Consider the following 25,679-nt stretch of genomic DNA (forward strand, 5'->3'; position numbering starts at 1 on the left):
GGGCGCGCCACGCGGCGTCAGTGAATCGTGCGCGTCACTTTGGTGTGGGCGGCCTTGGCCGCCGTGCCGCCGCCGGGGGTGGCGTCTTCGTCCTGCTCGATCATCGTGGCCGCGAGGCTGAGCGCGGCCTGCATCTCTTCGTGCGTCAGCCCCGAGGACAGGGCCAGGCGCACCGCGAGCGATGCGAGCCGGGCGACTTCATAACTGGGAATGGTCATCTCTGCTCCTTGTTCCGGCCTGTCCGCGGCCGGCGGGCCGCGGACAGGCCGCTTGTCATGGTGGTCGGCGCAAGGCCGGGTCCCTTTTAGTATGGTTCACCGCGCGCCGCGCGCGCATGATTCCGCTCAGGCCGGCAGGAAACCTTCCACCGTCAGGTAGCGCTCGCCGGTGTCGTAGTTGAAGCCGAGCACGGTGGCGCCGGCCGGCAGGTCGGGCAGCTTCTGCGCGATGGCGGCCAGCGTGGCGCCCGAGGAAATCCCCACCAGCATGCCTTCTTCGCGCGCGGCGCGGCGCGCCATCTCGCGCGCCGGCTCGGCGTCGACCTGGATCACGCCGTCGAGCAGCGTGGTGTCGAGGTTGCGCGGGATGAAGCCGGCGCCGATGCCCTGGATCGGGTGCGGCGCGGGCGCGCCGCCGGAGATCACCGGCGAAGCCACCGGTTCCACCGCGAAGACCTTCAGTTGCGGCCATTTCTGCTTGAGCACGCGCGCGCAGCCGGTGATGTGGCCGCCGGTGCCCACGCCGGTGATCAGCGCGTCGATGCCCTGCGGGAAATCGGCGAGGATTTCCTGCGCGGTGGTGGTCTCGTGGATCTCGACGTTGGCCGGATTCTCGAACTGCTGCGGCATCCAGGCGCCCGGCGTGGCCGCCACCAGTTCCTCGGCGCGGGCGATCGCGCCCTTCATGCCCTTTTCGCGCGGCGTCAGGTCGAAGGTGGCGCCGTAGGCCAGCATCAGGCGGCGGCGCTCCACCGACATGCTGTCGGGCATCACCAGCACCAGCTTGTAGCCCTTGACCGCGGCCACCATCGCCAGCCCGATGCCGGTATTGCCGGAGGTCGGCTCGATGATGGTGCCGCCGGGCTTGAGCACGCCGGACCGCTCGGCCGCCTCCACCATCGAGAGCGCGATGCGGTCCTTGATCGACCCGCCGGGGTTGGCGCGCTCGGACTTGATCCAGACCTGGTGCGTCGTGCCGAACAGGCGCTGGATGCGGATGTGCGGCGTGTTGCCAATGGTCTGCAGGATGTTGTCGGCCTTCATTCAGAGATCTCCAGGGATGGTTTCGATGCGGACCTGCGCGCGGGCCCGCCCATGCATGCACGGGAGGATTCTAGCCGGCCACCGCGCCGGCATCACGATTTCCGCGCGGCGCCGGCGGCTTCGCCTGACCCCGCTCAATGACAGGCTTCGGCGCACGCCGGCAGGCGCAGCTCGCGCCCCGCGCCCGGCGCCCGGGCCTCCAGCGAGGACGCGCTTACCACGCGGCCGCGGCCGCGCCGCTTGGCCTCGTACAGGGCGCGGTCGGCGCTGCCGAACAGGCGGTCCCAGGCCGCCGCGCCGCCGCCCGGGCCGCCACCCGCGCCGCCGCGCATCTCGGCGACGCCGATGCTGGCGCTGGCGAAGCCGCCCATCTCCGGCGGCAGCGCGATGGCGCGGATGCCGCGCAGGATGCGGTTGGCCAGCAGGAGCGCGTCGGCCTCGGCGGTATGCGGGCACAGTACGCAGAATTCCTCGCCGCCGTAGCGCCCGGCCACGTCGGTGGCGCGGTGCTCGCCCTCCACCACTGCGGCGATCTGTCGCAGGATGAGATCGCCGGCGCGGTGCCCGCTGCTGTCGTTGATGCGCTTGAAGCGGTCGACGTCGATCACCAGGCAGCTCAGCGGGTGGCCGTGGCGCGCGTACTCGGCCGCCAGCACCCGGGCCGCGCCGTCGACGGCGTCGCGGTTGAGCAGGCCGGTGAGCGCGTCGAGCCGGGCCTGCCGTTCCTGCGCGGCGAGTATGGCTTCCATCGTCATCACGGTGAAGGCGGCCAGGCCCGCGAGGATCGCCACGAACGACGGCAGCAGGCGCAGTAGCAGCAGCGCTTCGGCATGGCTGGCGGCCACGGCGGCGCTCACGCCCCACACCGCGTAGAGCCCGCAGCACTGCGCCAGGCACTGCAGCGCGCAGGCGGCCAGCACCAGCGGGCGCGCGCGGCGGCCCGGCGCCTGCGGCCGCGGCAGCAGCCAGGCCAGCGTGAAGGCGGCGCAGACGGCCGCCGCCGCGTAGCCCGCGGCCGCGGCCGGGCGGCTGCCTTCGCCCAGCGCGGCGGCGCCCAGCACCGCCAGCATGGCGGCCGCGGCGGCGCCCGCGGCGCCCGGCGTGGCCGCGCGGCGGCCGTCGGCCATCACGATGCCGCGGTGGATCAGCAACTGGGCGGCCAGCCCCAATGCCGGCGCCAGCAGCAGGGGCCAGGCCGGCTCGCCGGGCCCGTCGGCCACCAGCAGGCCGGCGGCGCAGGCCAGCGCCAGGCCCACGCCCCAGGCACGGCCCGCGGCGCTGCGGCGCAGGGCCAGCATCAGCGCTGCCAGGATGCATTGCACGGCGGTAAACAGGACCAGCAGCGCCATGACGGCAGCGCTCTCATCAGACGGCATGAGATTCCCACGGAATGCGGCGCATCGGCGATGCGCCGGAGTTTGCCTTCGAAGATGGCCATGCGTGTCCGCGCGCGGCTCGTCCGCGCCGTGACCTGGCCAGGGATATTCCCGAGAGTGGCGGCGCGTGGCCGGAGCGGGTCCGGTGCGATATGGCCGCGATGGGCCGCCATGAAGTCGTTTTCTTGTTTGAGAAAATTCTACACAGTGCCGACCTGTAAGAGCTATGTCGTAACAAGGTATGACAATTGTTGACATTGGGTTTGAAACGGGTGACTTACCATTCCTTTCCCGATGCTGCCGGCGCGGCCTGGGTGGAGGTTTTCCCGGGTGCCGCCCATTTCGCGGGTCGTATTTCATCTGTCGTTTATCGTCCATTCCGACGTTCGGCGGAACGGCTCTGTGCTATGGTTGTCGCTGCCCAAAAACAACAAAAATGCAGAAAGTATCGACACGGCACGGTGATGCGAAAGTCGCTATCGCCGACCTCGGGAGACAGGCGCCGGATGCCGGCATGCCCTGTTCCATCAACGGATTGCAGCCGCGCGCACGGAATCGTCGCCGGATGTGACAAGGGACTGCATTCGCCCATCGTGCGAAATCCCTAGTCCGAAATGCTTATAGGCATGACCATCGGCATGCCTCAGAATTTGCGACCGTAGTGCTTAAATCTGCACTTCGGTATGACCGCGAAAGGGACTGACCGGCCGACGCCGGACAGCGCGGGCGCAGTAGACGTAAGCAAGCCATGCCTGGAACGCATCGCCTTTCCGGCGCCGCAGCGCGGCGCTCAGAGCAGACGAGGCGAGCGGCTCCAGGACGGGAATAAAAAAGCCAAAAAAAAAGGGGCCAACAAGTGAAATTGTTGCGATTGGACGGCGTCCTGCGTCGTGTGCCGGCCGTGCGAAGAGGCCGCCGGGATACGATCATGACCAGGGTCAGGCTGGGTGCGTTGCTGGCGCCGCTGCTGGCCTCATTGCTGGCGCTGCTTGCCGCTTGGTGCTGCCCGGCGCAGGCGCAGGCGCCCGCACCGGCCGGCGTGCGTCCGCCCAACATCGCCTTCCACTACGGCAGCAAGCCTCCCGTGGATGCCTTGCAGGCATTCGACATCGCCGTGGTCGAGCCCGACAGCGGCTTCGATCCGCGCCGCGCCGCCACGCCGAAGACCGCCTGGTTCGCCTACGTCAGCGTGGGCGAGGTCGAGCCGTCGCGCCCCTACCTCAAGGACATGCCCAAGGCCTGGCTGACCGGCAACAACGATGCCTGGGGCGCCCGCGTGGTCGACCAGGCCGCGCCGGGCTGGCCCGCCTTCTACGTCGACAAGGTGATCGCGCCGCTGTGGGAGCGCGGCTATCGCGGCTTCTTCCTCGACACGCTCGATTCCTACCAGCTGGTGGCCAAGACCGACGCCGAGCGCGCGCGGCAGGAAGCCGGCATGGTCGCCGTGATCCGCGCCATCAAGGCGCGCTACCCGGACGCCCGGCTGATCTTCAACCGCGGCTTCGAGATCCTGCCGCAGGTCAACCAGCTCGCCTACGCGGTCGCGTTCGAATCGCTGTACCGCGGCTGGGACCAGGGCAACAAGCGCTACACCGAAGTCAGCGACGCCGACCGCGCGTGGCTGCTCGGCCAGGCCCGCACCATCCGCGAGCAGTACCGCCTGCCGGTGATCTCGATCGACTACTGCCCGCCGGCCGAGCGCCAGTGCGCGCGCGACACCGCGGCGCGCATCCGCGCGCAGGACATCGTTCCCTACGTGGCCGATCCCGGCCTGCAGACGGTCGGCATCGGCAGCATCGAGGTCATGCCGCGCCGCGTGCTGGTGGTGCAGGACCGCGAGCCCGGCGTGTCGATCGACGATTCCGCCGGCGTGCGCTTCGTTTCCATGCCGCTGAACTACCTCGGCTACCGCGTCGACTTCGCCGAGGCCAGCGAGCCGCTGCCGGAGATCGGCCCGGACCGCTACGCCGGCGTGGTGGTGTGGATGGACGGCAACGTGCGCGCCGAGCCGGGCCGCCTGTTCAGCTGGGTCCAGCGCAACATCGGCCAGGGCATCCCGGTGGCGTTCCTGAACGATTTCGGCGCGCGCATCGGCGGCTCGCTGGCGTCGTCGCTGCAGCTCGAGGCGGTCAAGGGCAAGATCGGCAAGACCGCCGAGATCGTGTCGAAGGACCCGATGATGGGCTTCGAGATGCCGGTGGCGCCGGACCGCACCCGGGCCGCCCCCGTGCAGGTGGGCACCGGCCCGGGCTTCCGCTCGCTGCTGCGCCTGCGCTCGGGCACGCTGACCTACGACGCGGCCGCGATCACGCCCTGGGGCGGCTACGTGATGGGCCCGTACGCGGTGCGCCAGAGCGTCAACGACCAGGACCGCTGGGTGGTGCAGCCGCTGGACTTCCTGCGCGCCGCGCTGCGCCTGCCGTCCATGCCGGTGCCGGACGTGACCACCGAGAACGGGCGCCGCCTGCTGACCATCCACGTCGACGGCGACGGCTTCGCCTCGCGCGCCGAGATCCCCGGCGGCGGCTTCTCCGGCGAGGTGCTGTTCCGCGAGATCTGGGACCACTACCGCCTGCCGATGACGATGTCCATCATCCAGGGCGAGGTCTCCAGCGACGGCATGTACCCCAAGCTGACCGCGCAGCTCGAGCCGATCGCGCGCAAGGTCTTCGCGCAGCCCTACGTGGAGGTGGCCAGCCACACCTTCTCGCACCCGTTCGACTGGGGCCGCACCGTGCCCAACGGCACGCACGCGCAGAACCCGACCGAAGGCGACGACGACTACCACCTCGCCATTCCCGGCTACCAGATGGACCTGCGGCGCGAGATCGGCGGCTCGATCGACTACATCAACCGCACGCTGGCGCCCGCCAACAAGCCGGTCAGCATGCTGCTGTGGTCGGGCGACTGCCAGGCGCCGGCCGAAGCCATCAAGCTGGCCGACCAGGCCGGCGTGCTCAACATGAACGGCGGCGACACGCTCATCACGCGCAGCAACCCGACCTGGACCGCGATCTCGCCGCTCGGCGTGAACAAGGGCGACGGCACCTTCCAGGTGTTCGCGCCCAACCAGAACGAGAACATCTACACCAATCTGTGGCACGGCCCGTTCTACGGCTTCGAGCGCGTGATCGAGACCTACGAGCTGACCGACCGGCCGTACCGCTTCAAGTCGGTCAACATCTACTACCACAACTATTCCGGCACCAAGGCCGCCTCGCTCAAGGCGCTGCACAAGGTCTACGACTACGTGCTGAGCCAGCCGCTGATGCCGGTGCACGCCAGCGACTACGTGCGCAAGGTGATCGACTGGCAAGGCATGGCGGTGGCGCGCGAGGTCGGCGGCGACAGCGGCGGCCAGCCCGGCGCCTGGATCGTGCGCGGCGACGGCAACCTGCGCAACGTGCGCTGGACCGGCGCCGGCGTGCCCGACGTGGCCGCCTCGCTGAACGTGACCGGCACCTCGCCGGCGCCCGGCGGCGGCGTCTACGTGCACCTGGCCGATGGCGACTCGCGCATCGTGATGCGCGACGGCGCGGCCCAGGCGCCGGCGGTGCCGCAGATCGTCGAGGCCAGCGGCTTCGTGCGCGGCTGGCAGCGCGGCGTCCAGGACGGCGCGCAGCACATCCGCTTCGAGTTCAGCGGCTACACCAAGCCCTTCTTCCGTCTCGCCGGCGCCGAGCGCTGCCGGGTCGCCATCGATGGCAAGGCGGTACAGGGCGTGCGCGAGCGCGGCACGCTGCGTATCGATACCACTCCCGTTCCCGATCCGAACAATGCCAAGCAAAGTGTCGAAATCACCTGCGCGGCCTGAGCGCGAGCGGCTGCTGCCGCCTGCGTTCGTGCTGACCTTCACCGCGATGGTGGGGATCGGCCTGGCGCTGATGTTCCCGCGCGAGACCCTGCGCGAGCGCCTGCTCGGCGAAGGCCGCGCGGTCGACGGGCTGAGCATGGCCTACCTGGAAGCCTGGTGGCGCGCCTCGCCCGACGACAGCGGCTTCATGGCCGTGCTGGCCGAGCAGTACGCGCGCACCGGCCGCCTGGACGAGGCCGAAAGCATGCTCGGCCGCCTCGAGGCGCGCTACAACGCGGCGCGCCAGGGCCCGGTGCGCAACCCCGCCGACGCCGACCTGCCCGGCCAGGTGCTGCGCACCCGCATCGAGATCATGCAGCAGCGCGCGTTCGCCGCGCAGCCGGACACGCCCGAGCGCAAGCTGTACGTGGACCGCCTCGCCGGCCTGCTCGACCAGGCCGTGCCGATGCCGTGGTCGCGCGGCGACCTCGAAGACCTTGCCACCACCGCGCGCGCGGTCAACGCGCTCAAGCCGGCGCAGGCGTTCTACCGCGCGCTGGCCAAGAGCGACCCGGCCCGCGCCGAGCTGTGGAACGCGCAGGCCGCCTCGGCCGCGCTGGCTGGCGGCGACTACCAGCAGGCCGCCGAAGCGCTGTTCAGCGCGCAGGCGCGCGCCACCGACCCGGCCGAGCAGCGCCGGCTGTTCCTGGCCGGCCTCAAGACGCTGCAGTCCGGCAACCTGCTGGACCAGGCGCTGGCCCAGGCCGAGCAGCGCGGCGGCAAGCTGCTCGACAACGCCGAGGTCCTGCGCTACCTGACCCGGCTGGCGCTGGCCGCCAACCGGCCCGAGCAGGCCGCGCGCTATGTCGAGCGCCTGCTGCGCCAGCCGCCCAGCGTGCAGGGCCTGCCGGCCGCGCCGCGCGCCGAGCTCCGGCGCGCCGAAGTGCGGCGCATCGCCGCCACGCAGCCGTGGGCCGCGCAGGGCGTGGTGTTCCTCGACGGCCCGCGCGGGCTGGCGCTGCGCCGCGCGATGGGCGAGGACGGCATGCCGCATCTGCGCCGCGTGGCCGATACGCCGGGCGCCGCCGCGGCATCGGCGCCCGCCGCCGCGCCCGCCGCTGCCGCCGCCACCGATCCCGCCGCGGCCGACCGCGCCTTCAACGCGGACGACTACGAACTCGCGTTCCAGGTGTTCCTGTCCGCCGGCAAGCTGAACGACGCCCAGCGCGTGGCCGAGACCGCGGTCAAGCGCCTGCCGGGCTCCGCGCGCTGGCGCGAGCGCCTGGCCCAGGTGGCCGAATGGAACCGCCAGCCCGCGGTCGCGCTGCAGAGTTGGCTCGAATACGCCCAGGCCAGCAACGACGAGGCCGCGTGGAAGGCGGTGCTGCGCCTGGCGCCGGCCCTCAACGACGACCGCGCCTACCTGGCCGCGCTGCGCCACCGCGCCGGCAACGGCGACCTCGCCACCATCGACGAGGTGGTCGCCACCTACGAGCGGCTCGGCGAGCCCGAGGACGCGATGGCGTTCCTGCAGGGCCTCAGCCAGGGCCCCAACGCGCGCCCGGCGATGGAGCGCCAGGCCGAGCTGGCCGAGCGCGCCGGCAAGGACGCGCGCGCCTTCGAGCTGTACACGGCGCTGCAGACGCGCTTCGGCCCGCGCCCGCAATACGCGCTCAAGCAGGCCAACCTGCTCTACGTGCGCGGCGCGCTGCGCGAGGCGCTGCAGGCGATGGTGCCGTCGATGAAGAAAGCCGGCCCGGCCGACATCGAGTTCTGGCGCACGCTGACCGAGCTGGCGCGCCTGAACCAGCGCGACGACCTGCTCGAGCAAGGCTACCGGCAACTGATGCTGGCGATGGCCGAGACGCACGACGACCACTGCCTGAAGATGCCGCCCGGCGCCGGGCGCAACGACTGCCTGGCCGAGGTGCGCGACACCGAGGAATCGGACTTCTCCAACCTGATCGACTTCTACGACAGCTCGCCCATCGATGCCGGGCGCATCGCCGAAGCCGGCTGGCGCAAGGGCGGCAAGCTCGAGTCGCTCGAGCTCGCCATCAACTACTACACCCGCGCGCGCGCCTACGGCCGCGTCGCCAGCCTGCTGCAGGCGATGACGCCGGCGCAGCTGCGGCAGGCCGAGCAGGCCAGCCGCTTCCTCGCCATGCGCGCCGAGTACCTGCGCGCGCGCGGCGAGCGCGAGCGGGCGCTGGCCGACCTGCGCCGCGCCGCCGCGCTGCCCGACGCCGGCAGCGAGACGCTGGCCGCGCTGATGTGGTCGCTGGTGGACCTGGGCTCCGACACCGAGGTGCGCGCCATGATGCAGCGCCTGCAGGGCGAGGCCGAAGGCAACCCCGACCTGTGGGGCGCCTTCGCCGCCGGCAGCATGCGCTTCCAGGACGGCCGCGGCTCGCTGCACTACCTGCGCAAGATGGCCAGCGGCAAGAGCGCCGACCCGCTCTGGCTGGGTCTGGCCGCCGACGCCTACGACGCCATCGGCCAGACCGACACCGGCTGGCGCCTGCGCCGCCAGGCCTGGATCGACCTGCACAGCGACAAGACCCCGGAAGGCCGCCGCGCCTCCGACCCGCGCGCGTTCGGCCCGGCCGCCGAGGAAGAAGACGAGCAAGGCGGCCCGGCCCCGGCCGAGCTGCAGCGCCAGACCGTGGCGCTGGGCCAGATCTTCGCCTCGGGCGACGTCTCGCGGCGGCTGGTGATGGAGATGCTGCGCGCCGACCGCACCGTGATGGCCGGCAGCCGCGCCGCCGACTGGACCGGCCCGGTCGCGCCGAAGTCGCGCCTGGGCGAGATCCCGGGCCTGCCGCCGCTGGCGCTCAAGCTGCCGCAGGACATGGCGCAGCGCGAGGCGCGCCAGCAGGCGGTGGTCTCCGCCGCCGCCAGGGAAGTGGCGCTGGCGTGGGCGCTGTCGAACGAATCCAACGCGCTCGCGCGTGCCTGGCTGGCGCGCCAGTACGCGCGCCAGTTGCTGCGCCCGGCCTACGCCGAGGTCACGCTGGCGCTGGCCGGCGGCGACCTGAACGCGCTCGACCGCGTGCTGGAGCGCCAGGCCGGCCGCGTGCCGGTGGACAACCAGATCGAGGCCAACATGCAGCTCGACCGCCTCGGCGCGGCGCAGACGCAGGCCTTCGAGACGCAGGACGTCGCCCGTACCGACGACAGCCTGCAGGAAACGGTGCAGGAGTCGCTGCTGTTCAACGCGCAGGCCATCGAGCCGCGCGTGACCTACCAGCGCCAGAGCCCGCTGGCCTATTTCAACTACAGCCTGGCCGGCGGCGTGCGCCTGTGGGACGGCTACGACCTCAACCTGCGCGGCGTCTGGCGCAGCCAGCACAGCACCGACCAGACCCAGCTCACCGGCGTGCCGGGCTCGGACCAGCGCGGCGAGCTGTCGCTGGGCTACCGCGACCAGCACAAGCGCTGGCGCCTCGCGGTGGGGCGCCGCGACGGCCTCGACAGCATGACCACCGCGCGCTTCACCGGCGAGTGGCGCGAGGACAGCCGCCTGAGCTTCACCACCGAGGCGGGCCTGAACCAGAGCGCCGACGAATCGGCCGCGCTGCGCGTGGGCGGCGCCAAGGACGTGCTCGGCCTGGGCGCGACCTGGAACTTCAGCCTGCGCGAGTTCGCCGGCGCGCGCGTCGAGTACAACCGCTTCCGCGGCCAGGACGGCTCGTCGCTGGGCAACGGCATGGTGTACGACTTCGAGCTCGGCTACCGCATCCGCACCGCCTACCCCGACTACACCGTGCGGCTGGTGGGCACCCATGCCCGCTACAACACGCGCAGCGGCACGCTTAGTGGCAAGCTGGCCACGCTGGTGCCCACCGACGACGAAGCCACGCCGGCGTTCTACATGCCGCAAGGCTTCACGCAGGCCGGCGTGACCTTCGGCTTCGGCACCGAGCTGCTCGACGACTACACGCACAAGTGGCGGCCGTTCGCCGAGCTCGGCCTGCTGCACGACACCCGCGCGGGGCAGAACTTCCGCGCGCAACTGGGCATCGCGGGCACGGTCCTCGGCAACGATCACCTGTCCATGTACTTGCAGCACGAAACCGCCGCGCGCAACGGCGGCACGCCGCTGACCGAAGTGGGGGTGCGTTACAAATGGCTTTTTTGATCCGGCCCGGCACGGCGTGCCGGTCCATCGCATGAAATCGGATTCAATCGAGAAGGGGAGAAGCGTCATGGAAACAACGAGCAAGACGCCGCGTCGCGCGGCACGCCTGCTGGGCTGGTGCGGTGCGCTGGGCGCGGCCCTGTGGCTGGCCGGCTGCGCGGTCACGGACGTGGGCCGCGCGCCCGCGCTGAGCGCCGGCGAAGCGCTGGCGGTGCTGCCGATCGTCAACTACACCGAGACGCCGCAGGCCGGCCTGCGCGCCGAGGCCATCGCCGAGAGCCTGCTCAAGACCGGCGGCGTCACCAACGTGCGCCGCTATCCGGCCAGCCTGAATCCGGAAACGCTGTTCGAGCCGGCCGAGCGCGAATCGGTGGGCAAGGCGCTGGAATGGGCGCGCACGCAGAAGCTGCGCTACGCGCTGACCGGCGCGGTGCAGGAATGGCGCTACAAGGTCGGCGTGGACGGCGAGCCGGCGGTGGGCATCTCGCTGCAGCTGCTGGACGTGAGCACCGGCGAAGTGGTGTGGTCCGCCACCGGCAGCGACAGCGGCTGGAGCCGCGAATCGCTGTCCGGCACGGCGCAGAAGCTGCTGCGCCGCCTGCTGGCGCCGCTGCGCCAGGGTTGAGCCGGAGGAGGGTGTGATCGTGGCCAAGACAGCCGACAAGATACGGGAAGGACAGGGCATTGGCGCGGGCGGCCGCTATCTGCGGCTGATCGCGCCGGCCACGAGCGGACCGGTATCGCTGGTCGAGCTGGTGGTGACCATGATCCTGGCGATGGGGCTGGCCTATCTGGTGCTGCCCGGTAATCCGCTGCTGCTCGGCCTGGGCTTTCCCTGGGCCTGGCTGCTGCCGATGATCCTGGCGCTGCGCTACGGCACGCTGATCGGCGTGGGCAGCGTGCTGATGATGCTCGGCGGCTGGTTCTTCTTCCACCAGACCGGCGCGCAGCCGGGCGAGTTTCCGCGCCTGTTCTTCCTCGGCGGCCTGCTGATGGTGCTGGTGGCCGGCCAGTTCGGCGACGTGTGGGGCACGCGGCTGGCGCGCGCGCGCGCGGTCAACCGCTACCTGGAAGAACGCCTGGCCGCGCTCACCAAGAACCACTACCTGCTGCGCGTGTCGCACGCGCGGCTGGAAAACGACCTGCTGGCCAAGCCCACCACGCTGCGCGACACGCTCTCGCAGATGCGCGCGGTGTCGCTCGAGAACGGCAGCGCCGCCGGCGGCGAACTGGTCGGCGCGCGCGCGATGCTGCCGGTGGTGGCGCAGGCCTGCCAGCTCGAGGCGGCCGCGCTCTACGCGGTGCATGGCGACACCGTGGCCGGCGAGGCGTCGGCGCGGATCGGCCCGAACTTCGAGTTCGATGCCGACGACGCGCTGGTGCGCCACTGCCTGGAGACGCGCCAGCTCGCGCACCTGCAGACCAGCGGCCCGGCGGGCCACGTGCCCGACCATCCGCCCACGCGCTACCTGGCGGTCGCGCCCGTGCTGTCCGGCGCCGACAAGCTGGTCGGCCTGCTGGTGGTCGAGCGCATGCCGTTCCTGTCGCTCAACTATGAGAACCTGCAGCTGCTCATGGTGCTGATGGGCTATTACGCCGACGGCATCGAGCATGCCGCCTCCACGCGCGCCATCGAGGCCGCGATCCCGGGCGTGCCGTACGATTTCGCGCTGGACTACGCGCGCCTGTCGCGCCTGCGTCGCGACAGCGGCATCGAAAGCACGGTGGTGGCGCTGGTGTTCGACCTGGACGAATCGCGCGACGCGCTGTTCGAGCAGGTCATCCGCAGCCGCCGCGCGCTCGACGTGGCGTGGCCGCTGACCAGCGCGCACCAGCGCGCGCTGCTCACGCTGATGCCGCTGTCCGGCAGCGAGGCGGCCTCGGCCTACCTGGTGCGCATCGAGGACATGCTGCGCGCCCAGTTCGGCACCGACTTCGAGGCCGCGCGCATCGGCGTGCATACGCTGGCGGTGCCCGCCAGCGCGCCGGTGGAGCCGCTGGTGCGGCTGCTGCACCGCTGCCACGTGGACGTGCAGCCGGCGCCGGTGCCGGTGCCGATCGCGCTGAGCGAGGCCGGCCGTGGGTAAGCTCGGCATCGGCGGCATCGCCGCGCAAATCGCCGCCCTGGCGCTGCTTGCGCGCGCGGGCAACAGCAGCGCGCTGCTGCTCGCCTTCCTGGGCGCGCAGGCGCTGTCCGCCGCCATGATCGCGATGGTGCTGTGGCGGCTGCTGCCGCGGCGCTTCCGCGTGCCGTTCGCGTGGACCTACGGCTACCTGTTCGCGTTCTGCTTCCTGGTGCCGCTGGCCGGCAGCATCGTCTGCGCGGGCAGCCTGCTGATCGCGCGCCTGCTGCCGGCGCGCCGCGCCGCGGGCGGCATCGGCATGGTCGGCCTGCCGGTGTTCGTGACCCACCTGATCTCGCGCGTCACGCACGGCGGCGGCGCCCGCCTGCGCGCGCAGCTCGGCAACACGCGCGCGCCGCTGCCCGAGCGCATGACCGCGCTGGTGGCCATGCAGTCGATGCCGGCGCGCACTTCCAGCCCGGTGCTGCGCGACCTGCTGGCCGACAGCGCCGACGACGTGCGGCTGCTGGCCTACGGCATGCTCGACGGCGCCGAGAAGCAGCTCACGCAGCGCATCCTGGCCGAGCTGCCGCGCCTGGACGAAGCGCGCGACGACGCCGAGCGCGCCGAGATCCACAAGCGCCTGGCCGACCTGTACTGGGAACTGATCTACCAGAATCTGGTGCAGGGCGACGTCTACCGCTACACCGCCGACCAGGTCGAGCATCACGCCCGCGCCGCGCTGGAGGCGGACGCCGGCCAGCCCGGCCTGTGGTACATGCGCGGCCGCCTGGCGCTGAACCGCAACGAGCCCGCGCAGGCGCGCGAATGGCTGGAGCGCGCCGAGCGCCTCGGCTTCGCGCGCGAGCGCACGCTGCCGCTGCTGGCCGAGGCCGCCTACCTGGAGCGCGACTACGCCGCGGTGCGCGCCATCCTGCTGTCGTTCGACAGTCCATCGCCGCTGCCCCTGGTGCGGCCCATGCTGCGTTACTGGCGATCATGAGCGATACCTCCCTGCCCCGCGCCGACTCGGCCGACGTCTGCCTGCTGCTCGAAGGGACCTTTCCCTACGTGAGCGGCGGGGTGTCGAGCTGGGTCAACCAGATGATCCGCGCCTTCCCGGAGATCCGCTTCGGCATCGTCTTCATCGGCAGCCGCCGCGAAGACTACGGCGGCATGGTCTATGCGCTGCCCGACAACGTCGTGCATCTGGAGACCCATTTCCTCTACGACTTCGCGCCGCCGCCGCTGGTGCACGGCAGCGAGGGCGACCCGATCACCTTCGCCGCCTCGGCGCGCCTGCACGAGGTGCTGCGCGAACCCGGGCGCGAGGCCGAGGCCGGCGAGCTGATCCGCGAGCTGATGCCCGAGCTCGACGACGACGGCAGCCTCTCCGAGGACGCCTTCCTGTACAGCCGCCACGCCTGGCAGACCATCACCGACCAGTACCGCCAGTACTGCACGGACCCGTCGTTTACGGACTACTTCTGGACCGTGCGCATCATGCACAAGCCGCTGTGGCAGCTTGCGCGCATCGCCGGCAAGCTGCTGCCGGCCAAGGTCTACCACACGGTGTCGACCGGCTATGCCGGCTTTCTCGGCGCCATGCTGCATTACCAGACCGGGCGCCCGCTGCTGGTGTCCGAGCACGGCATCTACACCAAGGAACGCAAGATCGACCTGTTCCAGAGCCAGTGGATCCGCGACAACCGCAACGTGTTCGAGCGCGACATCTCGCAGATCAGCTATTTCCGCGAACTGTGGGTGCGCTTCTTCGAGACGCTCGGTCGCGTATGCTATGACGCGGGCGACACCATCGTGGCGCTGTACGAAGGCAACCGCCTGCGCCAGGTGACCGACGGCGCTGCCGCCGAGCGCACGCGCAACATCCCCAACGGCATCAACCTGCCGCGCCTGTCCGCGCTGCGCGCGAAACGCGCGCCGGGCGTGCCGCCGGTGCTGTGCCTGATCGGGCGGGTGGTGCCGATCAAGGACATCAAGACCTTCATCCGCGCCATGCTCACGGTGGTGCGCCAGTATCCGGACGCCGAAGGCTGGATCGCCGGCCCCGAGGACGAGGACCCGGAATACGCGCGCGAATGCCGCAGCCTGGCCGAGAGCCTGGGGTTGGGCGAGCGCGTCAAGTTCCTCGGCTTCCAGCGCATCGACGACCTGCTGCCCAAGGTGGGCGTGCTGGTGCTGAGCTCGATCTCCGAGGCGCTGCCGCTGGTGGTGCTCGAAGGCTTCGCCGCCGGCGTGCCGTGCGTGACCACCGACGTGGGCTCGTGCCGCCAGCTGATCTTCGGCCTGCCCGGCGAGGACGCCGCGCTGGGCGCGGCGGGCGACGTGGTGCGCATCGCCGACCCGGCCGCGCTGGCGCAGAAGGCCCTCGACCTGCTGGGCTCGCCCGAGGCCTGGCACGCCGCGCAGCAGGCCGGCATCCGCCGCGTCGAGCGCTACTACACGCAGGAAATGATGGTGGGCAGCTACCGCGAGCTGTACACGCGCCTGATGGCGCAGTCCGGCGCGCAGGCGCCGGCGGGCGCCTCGCCGGCCAAGGCCGCCCAGGCCGCGGGCTGCCCCATGAAGGGAGGTCGCTGAGATGGCGGGGATCGGTTTCGAGCTGCGCAAGATGCTGCGGCGGGACAGCCTGTCGGGCATGCTCGGCGCCTATGCCTATGCCGGCATCATCAGTTCCGGCCCGTGGGTGCTGTCGATCGTCGGCATCCTGCTGATCGGCGTGCTGAGCCTGCCGTTCGTGGTGCCGGGCAGCCTGGTGACGCAGTTCCAGGTGTCGGTGACCTACCTGATCGCGGTCAGCCTGATATTGACCGGGCCGATGCAGCTTGCCTTCACGCGCTTCACCTCGGACCGCCTGTTCGAGAAGCGCGACCACCTCGTGCTGTCGAATTTCCATGCCGTGGCGCTGCTGGTGACGGTGCTGTCCGGCGCGATCGGCATCGGTTTCGCGCTGTTCTCGTTCCAGGCGCAGTCGGTGCTGTACCGGCTGCTGATGATCGCGGGCTTCGTGGTCATGAGCAACATCTGGATCGCGGTGATCTTCCTGTCGGGGATGAAGCAGTACAAGGCCATCGTGTGGACCTTCCTGATCGGCTACACGTTCACGGTGGTGGCCGCGCTGGCGCTGCGCGGCTTCGGCCTGGAAGGGCTGCTGTCCGGCTTCGTGGCGGGCCAGCTGAGCCTGCTCACGGCGATGGTGGTGCTGATCTACCGCAACTACACCAGCCAGCGCTTCATGTCGTTCGAGGTGTTCCAGCGCCGCTACGCCTATCCGAGCCTGATGCTCATCGGCCTGCTGTACAACCTCGGCATCTGGCTCGACAAGTTCATGTTCTGGTACGCGCCGTCCACCGGCCAGCAGGTGATCGGGCCGCTGCACGCATCGATCATCTACGACATCCCGGTGTTCCTGGCCTACCTGGCGATCATTCCCGGCATGGCGGTGTTCCTGGTGCGCATCGAGACCGATTTCGTCGAGTACTACGATGCGTTCTACAACGCCGTGCGCGGCGGCAGCTCGCTCGAGCACGTCGAGGACATGCGCAACACGATGGTGCAGACCATCCGCCTGGGGCTGTACGAGATCGTCAAGGTGCAGGCCATCGCCGCGCTGCTGCTGTTCGTGGTGGGGCGCTACATCCTGGCGCTGCTGGGCATCTCCGAGCTGTACCTGCCGCTGCTGTACGTGGATGTGATCGGCGCCAGTCTCCAGGTGGTGCTGCTGGGCGTGCTGAACATCTACTTCTACCTGGACCGCCGCCGCGAGGTGCTGTTGCTGACCGCGCTGTTCGTGATCCTCAACGTGGCGCTGACCTCGCTTACGCTGCAGCTTGGCCCGGCCTGGTACGGCTACGGCTTCGCCGTGTCGCTGCTGGTCGTGGTGGCGCTGGCGATCTACCTGCTCGACCGCAAGCTGGATCGGCTCGAATACGAGACCTACATGCTGCAATAGGACAGGTCAGGGCCGCCCCGCGCGCCGGCACCGGCGCGCCGCCGCCCGATTTTCGGTACCATTCTCCCCACGTGCCCGGCCCCCGCCGGGCTGTCGTGCTTGCGGGCGCCGCGCCAGCGCCCGCCTGCGCTTGCTTGCCACGCCCGCCTGTCGTGCCCATGCCCGTGCCGGTGCGTGGCGCGGCGGCGGGCGCGGGCGGCGCGATGAAGAGGTAAGTATGAGAATAGCTTCGGTGGAAGACGACAAGAGCCAGGCCGAGCTGATCCAGCAGATCCTGGTCTCGGCCGGCCACGAGTGCGAATGCTTCGCCAGCGGCGGCAGCTTCCTGCGCGCCCTGCGCGACAAGGCGTTCGACCTGCTGGTGGTGGACTGGCAACTGCCCGACACCAGCGGTTTCGAGGTGGTCACCTGGGTGCGCCAGAATTCCGGGCGCAACCCGCCCATCCTGTTCCTGACCAGCCGCTCGCTGGAAGAGGACATCGTCGCCGGGCTCGGCGCGGGCGCCGACGACTACATGATCAAGCCGGTGCGCCGCGCCGAGCTGGTGGCGCGCGTGGGCGCGCTGCTGCGCCGCACGTATCCGCAGGCGCAGCAGGACGGCGACCTGATCCGCGTGGGCAGCTACCTGGTCGACCCGGCCGCGCGCACGGTGGAAGTGGCCGGCGTGCGCGCCGAGGTCTCGCCGCGCGAATTCGACCTGGCGCTGTTCCTGTTCCGCAACCTCGGCCGGCTGCTCTCGCGCGAGGTGGTCGAGCAGGCGGTGTGGGGCAGGGCCATCGGCGCGGGCTCGCGCACGCTGGACACGCATATCTCGCGCCTGCGCATCAAGCTCGCGCTGCGGCCCGAGAACGGCGTGCGCCTGACCTCCGTGTATTCGCACGGCTATCGCTTCGAAGCCACGGCAGATGGCGACAAGCAGGAAGACTGAGTTTATGAAGCGGTTCGACATGGCGACAAGCAGAACGGGCGGGATGGTCGGAATGGGCGGGATGGGCAGGATGGGTGGAGCGCGTGGCGCGGGCAGCGCGCGCGGCATGGCAGGCCGCGCCGCGCGGCATCCGCGCCTGCGCGCGGTGCTCGGCGCAATGGGCACGATGGGCGCGGCCGGCCTGATCGGCATGCTCGGCGCCGGCTGGCCCGGCGATGCGGCCGCGCAGGCCGCGGGCGCGGACGGGCAGGACTTCATCTACCTGGTGCGCCCGGGCGACACGCTCATCGGCCTGGCCGGGCAGTTCATGGACACGCCCGGCGGCTGGCGCGAGCTGCAGGCCCTCAACAAGGTGGCGGACCCCTACCACCTGCCGCCCGGCATGCGCCTGCGCATCCCGCTCGCGCGCATCCCGGTCGTGCCGGGCAGCGCGCGCGTGGTGTTCGTCACCGGCACGGCCCGCGCCGACGGCCGCGCGCTGCAGGCCGGCATGACGCTGGCCGAGGGCGCGCGCCTGGCGACGGAAGCCGGCGCTACCGTCACCATCGAGCTGGGCGACGGCTCGCGCGTCACGGTGCCGCCCGCGAGCGCGGTGGAAGTCCGCCGCCTGCGCGCGTTCGCGCGCACCGGGCTGACCGACACCGTGATCGGCATCGACCGCGGCGAGGTGGATTCCCGCGTGGCGCCGCGCGGCACCGGCGTGGGGCGCTACGAGATCCGCACGCCGTCGCTGGTGACGGGCGTGCGCGGCACGCATTTCCGCGTCGGCACCGACGACGGCGCCAGCCAGGGCGCGGTGCTCGAAGGCCGCGTGCAGGCCAGCGCCCGGCGCGGCCAGCGGGCCGCGGTGGCGGCCGGCTACGGCGTCAGCGTGTCGGCCGCCGGCGTGCTGGCGCGGCCGGTCGCGCTGCTGCCCGCGCCGGCGCTGGCGCCGCTGCCGTCGCCGCTGCTGGCCAGCAGCGCCACCGTCACCTGGGCGCCGGTCGCCAGCGCCGCCGCCTACCGCGTGGTGGTGTCGCGCGATGCCGCCCAGACCGAGTTGCTGTCGTCGCAGACCGTGGGCGCGGCCGAGGCCGCGCTGCAGGACCTGCCCGAGGGCACGCTGTACCTGGGCGTGAGCGCGCTCGACGCGCGGCGGCTCGGCGGCGCCGGCACGGTGGCGCCGCTGGTGGTGCGGCTCAACCCGGCCGCGCCGTTTACGCTCGCGCCCGAGCGCGGCGGCACCGCCTACGGCGAGGAAGCCGCGCTGCGCTGGGCCGAAGTCACCGGCGTCGCCCAATACGAATACGAGGTGGCCGCCGACGCCGACTTCCGCCAGGGCGTCGTGCGCGCGCGCGCGGACACGCCGTCGGCCAGCCTGCCGCTGGCGCCGGGCCGCTGGTGGTGGCGCGTGCGCTCGCTCGATGCCGCCGGCCAGCCGGGCCCGTGGAGCGAGGCGGTGGCCTTCACGCAGGAGCCGTCGCCGCCGCAGCCGAGCTTCGACGACGACGGCGGCGACACGCTGCACATCGCCTGGCCCGGCGCCGCGGCCGGCGCGGCGCAGGCCTACCGCCTGCAGATGGCCGCCGATGCGGCCTTCACGCAGATCGTGGCCGACGTGCGCAGCGACACCAACGACGCGCGCCTGCCGCGCCCGGCCAGCGGCACCTATTTCGTGCGGGTCGGGCGCGAGGGCGCCGCCGCCGGGCCGCACTACTCCGCACCCCAGCGCATCGAGGTGAAGCAGTACGTGCGCGACGCGCAAGGCCGGCCGGTAGGCGCCGGCGGGCGCATGCTCGACCGTGCCGACTGAGCAGGCCCGTATCGCGCGGATCGCCCGCGCCGCGGCGCGCGCCCGCGCGCTGGCGCGCCTGCCGATGCGCCTGCTGGCCGGCTACCAGCGCCGCACGCTGGTGGAGTGGGCGCTGCTGAGCGCGGCGGTGCTGCTGCTGGTGGCGGCCTGCGCGCTGCTGGGCTGGAGCGAGCGCGCCGACAAGGCGGTCTACGACCTCGCCGTGGTGGCCCAGCGCCACGCGCCCGCCGACGACATCGTCATCGTTGCCATCGACGATCCGGGCATCACCGCGATCGGCCGCTGGCCGTGGCGCCGCCACGTGCTGGCCGACCTGATCGACCATGTCGCCGCCGGCGCGCCGCGCGTGATCGGCGTGGACGTGATCCTCTCCGAGCCGGACCTGCAGCATCCCGCGGACGACCGCGCGCTGGCGCTGGCGATGGCGCGCGCCGGCAACGTGGTGCTGCCCGCGCTGGCCGAGCCCGGCGGCGACGGCCTGCAGGTGCGCTATCCGCTGACCGGCCTGGGCAGCGCGGTGGGCCACATCAACATCGCCGTGGACCTCGACGGCATCGCGCGCCAGGTATTCCTGCAGGAAGGCCTGCCGGGCCAGCTGCTCGATCATTTCTCGGCGGCGATGGTCGCCTTCGGCCGTCCGCCGCGGCCGGTGTCGGGCTACCGGCACGACCACCAGGACAGCGCGCCCGACGCCGACGGCTGGCTGCACCGCTACCGCCTGCGCATTCCGTTCGCCGGGCCGCCCGGCACGTTTCGCCAGATCCCCGTGCTCGACGTGCTCGGCGGCAAGCTGCCGCCGGACACCTTCCGCGGCAAGGCGGTGCTGATCGGCGCCACCGCCAGCGGGCTGGGCGACGTCTATCCCACGCCGGTCTCGCGCGACGGCCACGGCATGAGCGGCGTGGAGATCATCGCCAACGCCATGCACGCGCTCGAGCGCGACAGCGCCATCGTGGCGCTGCCGGCGCCGTGGTTCTGGCTCGGCACGCTGCTGCCGGTGCTGCTGGCGGCGCTGGCCGCGCTGGCGCTCACGCCGCGCAACGCGCTGGTGGTGACGGTGGCGCTGCTGGCCGGCACGCTGGGCGCGAGCCTGCTGCTGGTGGTGCTGGCCCACCTGTGGTTCGCGCCGGTCAGCGCGGTGCTGGGCTGCGGCCTGCTGTACCCGCTGTGGAGCTGGCGCCGGCAGGAAGCCGCGCTGCAGTTCCTCACCGACGAGCTGGCGCAGCTCGAGGCCGAGCCGGGCCTGCTGGCGATGCCCGCCGACGAAGGCGAGCCCCGCCGCGGGCGCAACCTCGACACCCGCATGCGGGCGGTCTACCGCATGACCACGCGCCTGCGCGACCTGCGCCAGTTCCTCGCCGACGGGCTGGAAGGCCTGCCCGAGGCCACCGTGATCTGCGACCCGGCCGGGCGCGTGCTGCTGGCCAACCGCCGCAGCCTGCTGCTGGCGCCGCGCACGCTGGCGCCGCTGGCCGACGTGGCGGCGCCGCGCCCGCGCATCGGCGAGCTGGTCGACGAGGTGTTCGTCCAGCCCAAGGCCGGCCACGAATACTGGGAGCAGCTGCGGCGCGCCCACGCCGGCGGCGACAGCGCGCAGGCGCCGCCCGGCGTGGAGCTGGAGGGGCGCGACCAGCGCCCCATGCTGCTGCGCGGCGCGCCGCTGCGCAGCGACACCGGCGGCGTGGCCGGCCTCATCATCAGCGTGATCGACATCACCCAGGTGCGCATGGCCGAGCGCCGGCGCGAGGAATCGCTGCGCTTCATCTCGCACGACATGCGCTCGCCGCAAGCCTCCATCCTCGCGCTGATCGAACTGCAGCGCGAAGAAAGCCGCGCGCTGCCGCAGGCCGCGCTGCTGGCCCGCATCGGCGACTACGCCAGCCGCACGCTGGAGCTGGCCGACGACTTCATCCGCCTGGCCCGCGCCGAGGCGCCGCACCTGAACTTTATCGAAGTCGATCTCGCCGGCGTGGTGCTCGACGCCACCGACGAGCTATGGGCGCTGGCCAGCGCCGCGCGCATCGACCTGCGCCTGGAGATGGGGGAAGAACAGCCGATGGTCACGGCCGAACCCGTGCTGCTGGTGCGCGCGATCGCCAACCTGGTGAGCAACGCGATCAAGTTCAGCCCGCCGCAGAGCACCGTCACGGTACGCCTGTACCGCGTGCCGCAGGGCGTGGCCATCGACGTGGCCGACCAGGGCCGGGGCATCGCGGTGGAAGATCAGGGCCGCCTGTTCCAGCCGTTCGCGCGCCTGCGCGACAACGAGCGCAACGCGCCCGCCGGCAGCGGCCTGGGGCTGGTGTTCGTCAAGACGGTGGTGGAGCGGCACGGCGGCGAGATCCGCCTGGCCAGCGAAGCGGGGAAGGGCGCGACGTTTACCATCGTGCTGCCGTGCTGAGTGGCACGGCGCGGCCACGCTCAGCGCGCCGCGTGCGTGCTGCTCGGCTCCTGCCCGGGCGCTGCCTGCGCGGCCGCGCGGCTGTCCATCTGCCGGATCTTGCGCGCGGCGCGCTGTTCGTTGTCTTCCTGCAAGGTGACGCAGAGCACGGTGAGCAGCGCGAACGCCACCATGCATAGCGCGATATAGCCAAGCAGCTTGGTTCGTTCGGATCGCATCGGCGTGCCTGTGGTGAATAGCGCTGGATTCTAGGCGCGCCGCGCGCGGGTAATGTCAACAAATGCAAGGGCTGGCCGCGCGCGTGCCGTCACGGCATTGGCGCGCGCGCCGGGCCGTCATGCCGGCGCAGGCCACGGCATGCCGCTGCGGCGCACCGCGCGGCCATGCTACGATCCGCGCCTATCTCGGAGAATGAAGATGTCTTTTACTTGCCAGAACCAATCGTGCCGCATGCGCTGGGAAGAGGCGGATGTGACGATCAAGGATGAAGGCCAGGGCCTGCTGTTCCGTTGCCCCGTATGCAACTCGCGCAACCCGGTGGTGCCGCAGCGCCGCCCGGACGGCACCATCCGCTACCAGCAGCGCACCAGGTAATCCCGCGGCGGGCTCAGCCGCCCGCACGCTTGACCGTCATGCCGCGCTGGCGCAGCTTCTCGATCACGGCGTCGCAGTGATCGCCCTGGATCTCGATCACGCCGTCCTTGACGGTGCCGCCCGAGCCGCAGGCCGCCTTGAGTTCCTTGCCGAGCTGGGCCAGCGCCAGCGGCGCCAGTGCCACGCCGCGCACCAGCGTCACGCCTTTGCCCTTGCGGCCCTTGGTTTCCCGCGATACCCGCACGATGCCGTCGCCTTGCGCGGCCGGCTGCGCCTTGCCGCAGGCGCAGGCCGCGGCGGGGTTGCCGCAGCCGGGGCACATGCGGCCGTGTTCCGTGGAATAGACCAGCGAGCTGGCGGGTTTGGGCCCTGGCATGACGACGTTCCTGGTGGCGGGGCGGCATGCCCCGGGGCAGGGCAGGGTACGTCAGGCGGGCGCCGCCGGCAAGCGTGCCGGCGCGAGGCGCCGGGCTAGCGGCCGGCGGGACTGCCGTAGAACGTGCCGGTGCGGGGGTTCGACACGATATAGGTATTGCGCCTGGCCCAGGTCTGGGCGGCCATGAATGCTTCCGGCTCGCGCTGGGTCCACTCGCTGGTCATCAGCGGCGCGGCTTCCTGCTCGGTGGTCATGTATACGGCTGCCTTGTGCAGGGCCGCGCGGCCCTTGCCTCCCGGAATCGTAATGGTGCGAATCGTCACGCGCATCGTCGGGATCCTCCACGTTTCTGGTCGCCAGATTATGTCCGGCTCCGCGGGGCAGTATCGTGACAATTGTGACAGCGAAATGCCGGCGGAGCGCAGCGGCTCCTAGTCTACTTCGTCTGGCGGCAGGATGGCGCGTGTGTTGCGCAAGCACCGCATCGCAGGCGTGCCGCGGCAGGGGCGCAGGCAACTTCCACGGCACAAATTCCCGCGGCGAGTGCAAATGTATTGACATGGCGGCGCGCCGCGCGGGCCAGGACATGACCAATACATTGTAGGCCGCGGGCGGCTGCGCGGGCAGCATCGCGCCGGCTTGCCATCGGCCGGCGCGTCGCGGCCGGCCCGGCGTCAGAGTCCGCCGGTGTCGAGCCGGATGCCGAGCTCGCCGGCCATCTGCTCGAGCATGGCCTGCAGGCGCGCGACCTTTTCCTCCAGTTCCCGCTGCGCGGCTTTCATCGCTTCGAACTCGGAGGGCGGCACGGTGTCCTCGCCGTTGCCTTGCGCGGGCGTGTCGTCCACGCTGACCTCGCCGCACAGCAGATGCATCCAGCGGTGCTCGCGCCCGCCGGGCGCGCGCGGCAGCTTGACCACGCGCGGCGGCTCGGCGGCGGCGAGTTCGTCGAGGAAGACCTCGACCGAGGAGATGTCGGCGAACGCATGCAGGCGCGCGCTGTTCAGGCGCAGCTCGGCCGCGGTCTGCGGGCCGCGCAGCATCAGGATGGCGAGCAGCGCGGCGGACTGGCTGGGCACGCCCAGCACGCGCTTCATGTTCTGCTCGAAGCGCGGCACGCGGCTGCTGCTGCCTTCCATCGCCAGGCTCAGGCGCTTGAGGCCGTCGATGGCGGTGAGCACTTCGTCTTCGGTGGCGTTCATCACCGGCGCGCGCGCGGTCTTCTGGTTGCAGCCGGCGGTGAGCGCGTTGAGCGAGAGCGGATAGGTGTCGGGCACGGTGTGCTGCTTTTCCAGCAGCACGGCCAGCACGCGCGCCTCGAGCTGGGTCAGGGCGCGGATGGCGGGGCGTGCGGAGAGATCGGGGGTGGTGTCCATGAGTGGCGTCGCTCGGTGAGGCGGCTGCGGGCCGCGCGGCGGATGCGCGCGGGCCCGGAGGCAGCGGTTTTGCGAGCCATATGATAGCCGCCCGGGCGCGTCTTCCCGCCGGAGCCGGCCATGCGGCGAAGCGGGCAGGACATGCGCGGCCCGCGCCGCGCGGGGCCGCGTCAGTCGCGCGAGGCCAGCGTGCGGTTGATGCCCAGCGCCAGCAGCGTGCAGGCGGCGCCGGACAGAAGATAGACGCTCACCGCCACCAGCCCGAACTCGACCGACAGCCCCAGCGCCACCAGCGGCGCGAAGGCCGCGCCGAACAGCCATGCGAAGTCGGAGGTCAGCGCCGCGCCGGTATAGCGGTAGCGGCTCTCGAAGTTCGAGGTGACGGCGCCCGCGGCCTGTCCGTAGGACAGGCCCAGCAGCCCGAAGCCGATCAGGATGAACAGGTCCTGCCGCGCCGCGCTGCCGCCCATCAGGAACGGCGCGAACAGGCTGAAGATGGCGATCAGCGTGGCCATCAGGCCGAGCGTGGTGCGCCGGCCGATGCGGTCCGCGATCACGCCCGAGGCGATGGTGCCGAGCACGGCGACGCCGGCGCCGATGATCTGCACCACCAGCACGTCGCTCACGTCCTGCGTGCCGTGCACCGCCACCCACGACAGCGGGAACACCGTGACGAGGTGGAACAGCGCATAGCTGGCCAGCGCCGCGAACGCGCCGAGGAACAGGTTGTAGCCTTGGTCGCGCGCGATCACGATGGGGCTGATCGGCTCCAGCTCGCCTTCGTCCAGCAGTTGCGTGTACTCCTGCGTCACCACCAGCCGCAGCCGCGCGAACAGCGCCACCACGTTGATGGCGAAGGCCACGTAGAACGGATAGCGCCAGCCCCATTCGAGAAATTCCTCGATGTCGAGGCTGGTGCGCAGGAACAGGAACAGCGAGCCCGCGATGAAGAAGCCGATCGGCGCGCCGAGCTGCCCCAGCATCGAATACCAGCCGCGCCGCTGCGGCGGCGCGTTGAGCGCCAGCAGCGAAGGCAGGCCGTCCCACGAGCCGCCGAAGCCGATGCCCTGCAGCACGCGGAAGCACGCCAGCAGGATGATGGACTCGCGCCCGAGCGTGTCGTAGCCCGGCAGGAAGGCGATGCCGGCGGTGGCCGTGCCGAGCGCGAACAGCGCCGCGGTGAGCTTGATGCCGCGCCCCCAGCGCCGCTGGATCACCATGAACAGCGTGGTGCCGAACGGGCGCGCGATGAAGGCGAAGGAGAAGACCGTGAAGGACAGCAGCAGGCCTTCCACGCGCCCGGCGAACGGGAAGAACACCGCCGGGAAGACCAGCACCGAGGCGATGCCGTAGACGAAGAAATCGAAGTATTCGGAGGCCCGGCCGATGACCACGCCGGTGGCGATCTCGCCCGGCGCGACCCTGGCATGGTGCGCGGCCTCCTGGGCCGAGGGTGCTGACGACGGGTCGTGCTGGTGAGCGATGCTGGACATCATCAGGCCTTGTCGTAGTGCCACACTCCTTTAAGAATGGCACTTCTTTGACTACAGTGCCATAGGAAAATATGCAGTGTCGGAAAGCTTGATTCTCGAAGTATGATGTTGCCC

Annotated in this window: 20 protein-coding genes; 12 read left to right on the forward strand and 8 right to left on the reverse strand. The window is 71.4% G+C overall.

Annotation, left to right across the window (positions count from 1 at the left end):
• Nucleotides 1-17: 17 nt before the first annotated feature.
• From AC3WXD_RS28455 to AC3WXD_RS28465, 3 genes are all read right to left on the reverse strand, one after another.
• The gene (locus AC3WXD_RS28455) at nt 18-218 is read right to left on the reverse strand and encodes a hypothetical protein (protein ID WP_020204690.1); all 201 of its coding nucleotides are present in this window, start codon (nt 216-218) and stop codon (nt 18-20) included.
• A 126-nt stretch (nt 219-344) separates the two neighbouring features.
• Nucleotides 345-1,262 (reverse strand): cysteine synthase A, encoded by a 918-nt coding sequence (gene cysK / locus AC3WXD_RS28460; RefSeq protein ID WP_020204689.1) that lies wholly within the window; start codon nt 1,260-1,262, stop codon nt 345-347.
• Between the two features lie 134 nt (nt 1,263-1,396).
• Nucleotides 1,397-2,638, reverse strand: coding sequence for a GGDEF domain-containing protein (locus AC3WXD_RS28465; RefSeq protein WP_492325146.1), 1,242 nt, complete (start codon nt 2,636-2,638; stop codon nt 1,397-1,399).
• Nucleotides 2,639-2,652: 14 nt separating this feature from the next.
• On the opposite strand from AC3WXD_RS28465, the gene AC3WXD_RS28470 reads away from it, so the two are divergent.
• From AC3WXD_RS28470 to AC3WXD_RS28520, 11 genes are all read left to right on the forward strand, one after another.
• A complete protein-coding gene (locus tag AC3WXD_RS28470) occupies nt 2,653-2,859 on the forward strand; it encodes a hypothetical protein (RefSeq protein ID WP_020204687.1) in 207 nt (68 codons plus the stop codon).
• Nucleotides 2,860-3,566: 707 nt separating this feature from the next.
• Complete coding sequence (locus AC3WXD_RS28475; protein WP_492325147.1) at nt 3,567-6,452, forward strand: bifunctional glycoside hydrolase/polysaccharide deacetylase family protein; 2,886 nt, start codon at nt 3,567-3,569, stop codon at nt 6,450-6,452.
• Nucleotides 6,415-10,572 (forward strand): tetratricopeptide repeat protein, encoded by a 4,158-nt coding sequence (locus AC3WXD_RS28480; RefSeq protein WP_492325148.1) that lies wholly within the window; start codon nt 6,415-6,417, stop codon nt 10,570-10,572. Before AC3WXD_RS28475 ends, AC3WXD_RS28480 begins: the two co-directional genes overlap by 38 nt.
• A 67-nt stretch (nt 10,573-10,639) precedes the next feature.
• Nucleotides 10,640-11,197 (forward strand): hypothetical protein, encoded by a 558-nt coding sequence (locus AC3WXD_RS28485; RefSeq protein ID WP_020204684.1) that lies wholly within the window; start codon nt 10,640-10,642, stop codon nt 11,195-11,197.
• A gap of 13 nt (nt 11,198-11,210) precedes the next feature.
• Nucleotides 11,211-12,659: a PelD GGDEF domain-containing protein gene (locus AC3WXD_RS28490; RefSeq protein ID WP_059412124.1), complete on the forward strand. Its 1,449-nt coding sequence runs from the start codon at nt 11,211-11,213 to the stop codon at nt 12,657-12,659.
• On the forward strand, nt 12,652-13,638 hold the full coding sequence (locus AC3WXD_RS28495) for a tetratricopeptide repeat protein (protein ID WP_020204682.1): 987 nt from the start codon (nt 12,652-12,654) through the stop codon (nt 13,636-13,638). Before AC3WXD_RS28490 ends, AC3WXD_RS28495 begins: the two co-directional genes overlap by 8 nt.
• Nucleotides 13,635-15,236 (forward strand): GT4 family glycosyltransferase PelF, encoded by a 1,602-nt coding sequence (gene pelF, locus AC3WXD_RS28500; RefSeq protein WP_059412125.1) that lies wholly within the window; start codon nt 13,635-13,637, stop codon nt 15,234-15,236. Before AC3WXD_RS28495 ends, pelF begins: the two co-directional genes overlap by 4 nt.
• A gap of 1 nt (nt 15,237) precedes the next feature.
• Nucleotides 15,238-16,608, forward strand: coding sequence for an exopolysaccharide Pel transporter PelG (gene pelG / locus AC3WXD_RS28505; protein ID WP_020204680.1), 1,371 nt, complete (start codon nt 15,238-15,240; stop codon nt 16,606-16,608).
• 217 nt (nt 16,609-16,825) lie between these two features.
• Complete coding sequence (locus tag AC3WXD_RS28510; protein WP_492325149.1) at nt 16,826-17,536, forward strand: response regulator transcription factor; 711 nt, start codon at nt 16,826-16,828, stop codon at nt 17,534-17,536.
• Nucleotides 17,537-17,606: 70 nt separating this feature from the next.
• Nucleotides 17,607-19,328, forward strand: coding sequence for a FecR family protein (locus tag AC3WXD_RS28515; RefSeq protein ID WP_492325150.1), 1,722 nt, complete (start codon nt 17,607-17,609; stop codon nt 19,326-19,328).
• Nucleotides 19,318-21,729, forward strand: a complete 2,412-nt coding sequence (locus tag AC3WXD_RS28520) for a CHASE2 domain-containing protein (RefSeq protein WP_492325151.1) — start codon at nt 19,318-19,320, stop codon at nt 21,727-21,729. Before AC3WXD_RS28515 ends, AC3WXD_RS28520 begins: the two co-directional genes overlap by 11 nt.
• A 20-nt stretch (nt 21,730-21,749) precedes the next feature.
• Here AC3WXD_RS28520 and AC3WXD_RS28525 read toward each other — a convergent pair whose 3' ends face one another.
• Nucleotides 21,750-21,947 carry a hypothetical protein gene (locus tag AC3WXD_RS28525; RefSeq protein ID WP_020204676.1) on the reverse strand — a complete coding sequence of 66 codons (198 nt, stop codon included), beginning with the start codon at nt 21,945-21,947 and terminating at the stop codon, nt 21,750-21,752.
• Between the two features lie 199 nt (nt 21,948-22,146).
• On the opposite strand from AC3WXD_RS28525, the gene AC3WXD_RS28530 reads away from it, so the two are divergent.
• Nucleotides 22,147-22,323 (forward strand): hypothetical protein, encoded by a 177-nt coding sequence (locus AC3WXD_RS28530; RefSeq protein ID WP_196812910.1) that lies wholly within the window; start codon nt 22,147-22,149, stop codon nt 22,321-22,323.
• Between the two features lie 13 nt (nt 22,324-22,336).
• On the opposite strand, the gene AC3WXD_RS28535 is transcribed toward AC3WXD_RS28530, so the two are convergent.
• From AC3WXD_RS28535 to AC3WXD_RS28550, 4 genes are all read right to left on the reverse strand, one after another.
• Nucleotides 22,337-22,699 carry a translation initiation factor Sui1 gene (locus AC3WXD_RS28535; protein WP_020204674.1) on the reverse strand — a complete coding sequence of 121 codons (363 nt, stop codon included), beginning with the start codon at nt 22,697-22,699 and terminating at the stop codon, nt 22,337-22,339.
• 95 nt (nt 22,700-22,794) lie between these two features.
• Nucleotides 22,795-23,028: a hypothetical protein gene (locus AC3WXD_RS28540; protein WP_020423871.1), complete on the reverse strand. Its 234-nt coding sequence runs from the start codon at nt 23,026-23,028 to the stop codon at nt 22,795-22,797.
• Between the two features lie 345 nt (nt 23,029-23,373).
• Entirely contained in the window at nt 23,374-24,072 is a 699-nt protein-coding gene (locus AC3WXD_RS28545) for a YceH family protein (RefSeq protein ID WP_454732609.1), read from the reverse strand.
• Between the two features lie 170 nt (nt 24,073-24,242).
• Nucleotides 24,243-25,565, reverse strand: a complete 1,323-nt coding sequence (locus AC3WXD_RS28550; RefSeq protein WP_029043946.1) for an MFS transporter — start codon at nt 25,563-25,565, stop codon at nt 24,243-24,245.
• Nucleotides 25,566-25,679 lie beyond the last annotated feature (114 nt).

The sequence above is a fragment of the Cupriavidus sp. FW216-B1 genome (assembly GCF_058789195.1).

Coding starts and splice junctions, on each gene's coding strand:
- AC3WXD_RS28455 (WP_020204690.1), bottom strand. CDS start 218: ATGACCATTCCCAGTTATGAAGTCGCCCGGCTCGCATCGCTCGCGGTG.
- cysK (WP_020204689.1), bottom strand. CDS start 1,262: ATGAAGGCCGACAACATCCTGCAGACCATTGGCAACACGCCGCACATC.
- AC3WXD_RS28465 (WP_492325146.1), bottom strand. CDS start 2,638: ATGCCGTCTGATGAGAGCGCTGCCGTCATGGCGCTGCTGGTCCTGTTT.
- AC3WXD_RS28470 (WP_020204687.1), top strand. CDS start 2,653: ATGCGGCGCATCGGCGATGCGCCGGAGTTTGCCTTCGAAGATGGCCAT.
- AC3WXD_RS28475 (WP_492325147.1), top strand. CDS start 3,567: ATGACCAGGGTCAGGCTGGGTGCGTTGCTGGCGCCGCTGCTGGCCTCA.
- AC3WXD_RS28480 (WP_492325148.1), top strand. CDS start 6,415: ATGCCAAGCAAAGTGTCGAAATCACCTGCGCGGCCTGAGCGCGAGCGG.
- AC3WXD_RS28485 (WP_020204684.1), top strand. CDS start 10,640: ATGGAAACAACGAGCAAGACGCCGCGTCGCGCGGCACGCCTGCTGGGC.
- pelF (WP_059412125.1), top strand. CDS start 13,635: ATGAGCGATACCTCCCTGCCCCGCGCCGACTCGGCCGACGTCTGCCTG.
- pelG (WP_020204680.1), top strand. CDS start 15,238: ATGGCGGGGATCGGTTTCGAGCTGCGCAAGATGCTGCGGCGGGACAGC.
- AC3WXD_RS28510 (WP_492325149.1), top strand. CDS start 16,826: ATGAGAATAGCTTCGGTGGAAGACGACAAGAGCCAGGCCGAGCTGATC.
- AC3WXD_RS28515 (WP_492325150.1), top strand. CDS start 17,607: ATGGGTGGAGCGCGTGGCGCGGGCAGCGCGCGCGGCATGGCAGGCCGC.
- AC3WXD_RS28525 (WP_020204676.1), bottom strand. CDS start 21,947: ATGCGATCCGAACGAACCAAGCTGCTTGGCTATATCGCGCTATGCATG.
- AC3WXD_RS28530 (WP_196812910.1), top strand. CDS start 22,147: ATGTCTTTTACTTGCCAGAACCAATCGTGCCGCATGCGCTGGGAAGAG.
- AC3WXD_RS28535 (WP_020204674.1), bottom strand. CDS start 22,699: ATGCCAGGGCCCAAACCCGCCAGCTCGCTGGTCTATTCCACGGAACAC.
- AC3WXD_RS28540 (WP_020423871.1), bottom strand. CDS start 23,028: ATGCGCGTGACGATTCGCACCATTACGATTCCGGGAGGCAAGGGCCGC.
- AC3WXD_RS28545 (WP_454732609.1), bottom strand. CDS start 24,072: ATGGACACCACCCCCGATCTCTCCGCACGCCCCGCCATCCGCGCCCTG.
- AC3WXD_RS28550 (WP_029043946.1), bottom strand. CDS start 25,565: ATGTCCAGCATCGCTCACCAGCACGACCCGTCGTCAGCACCCTCGGCC.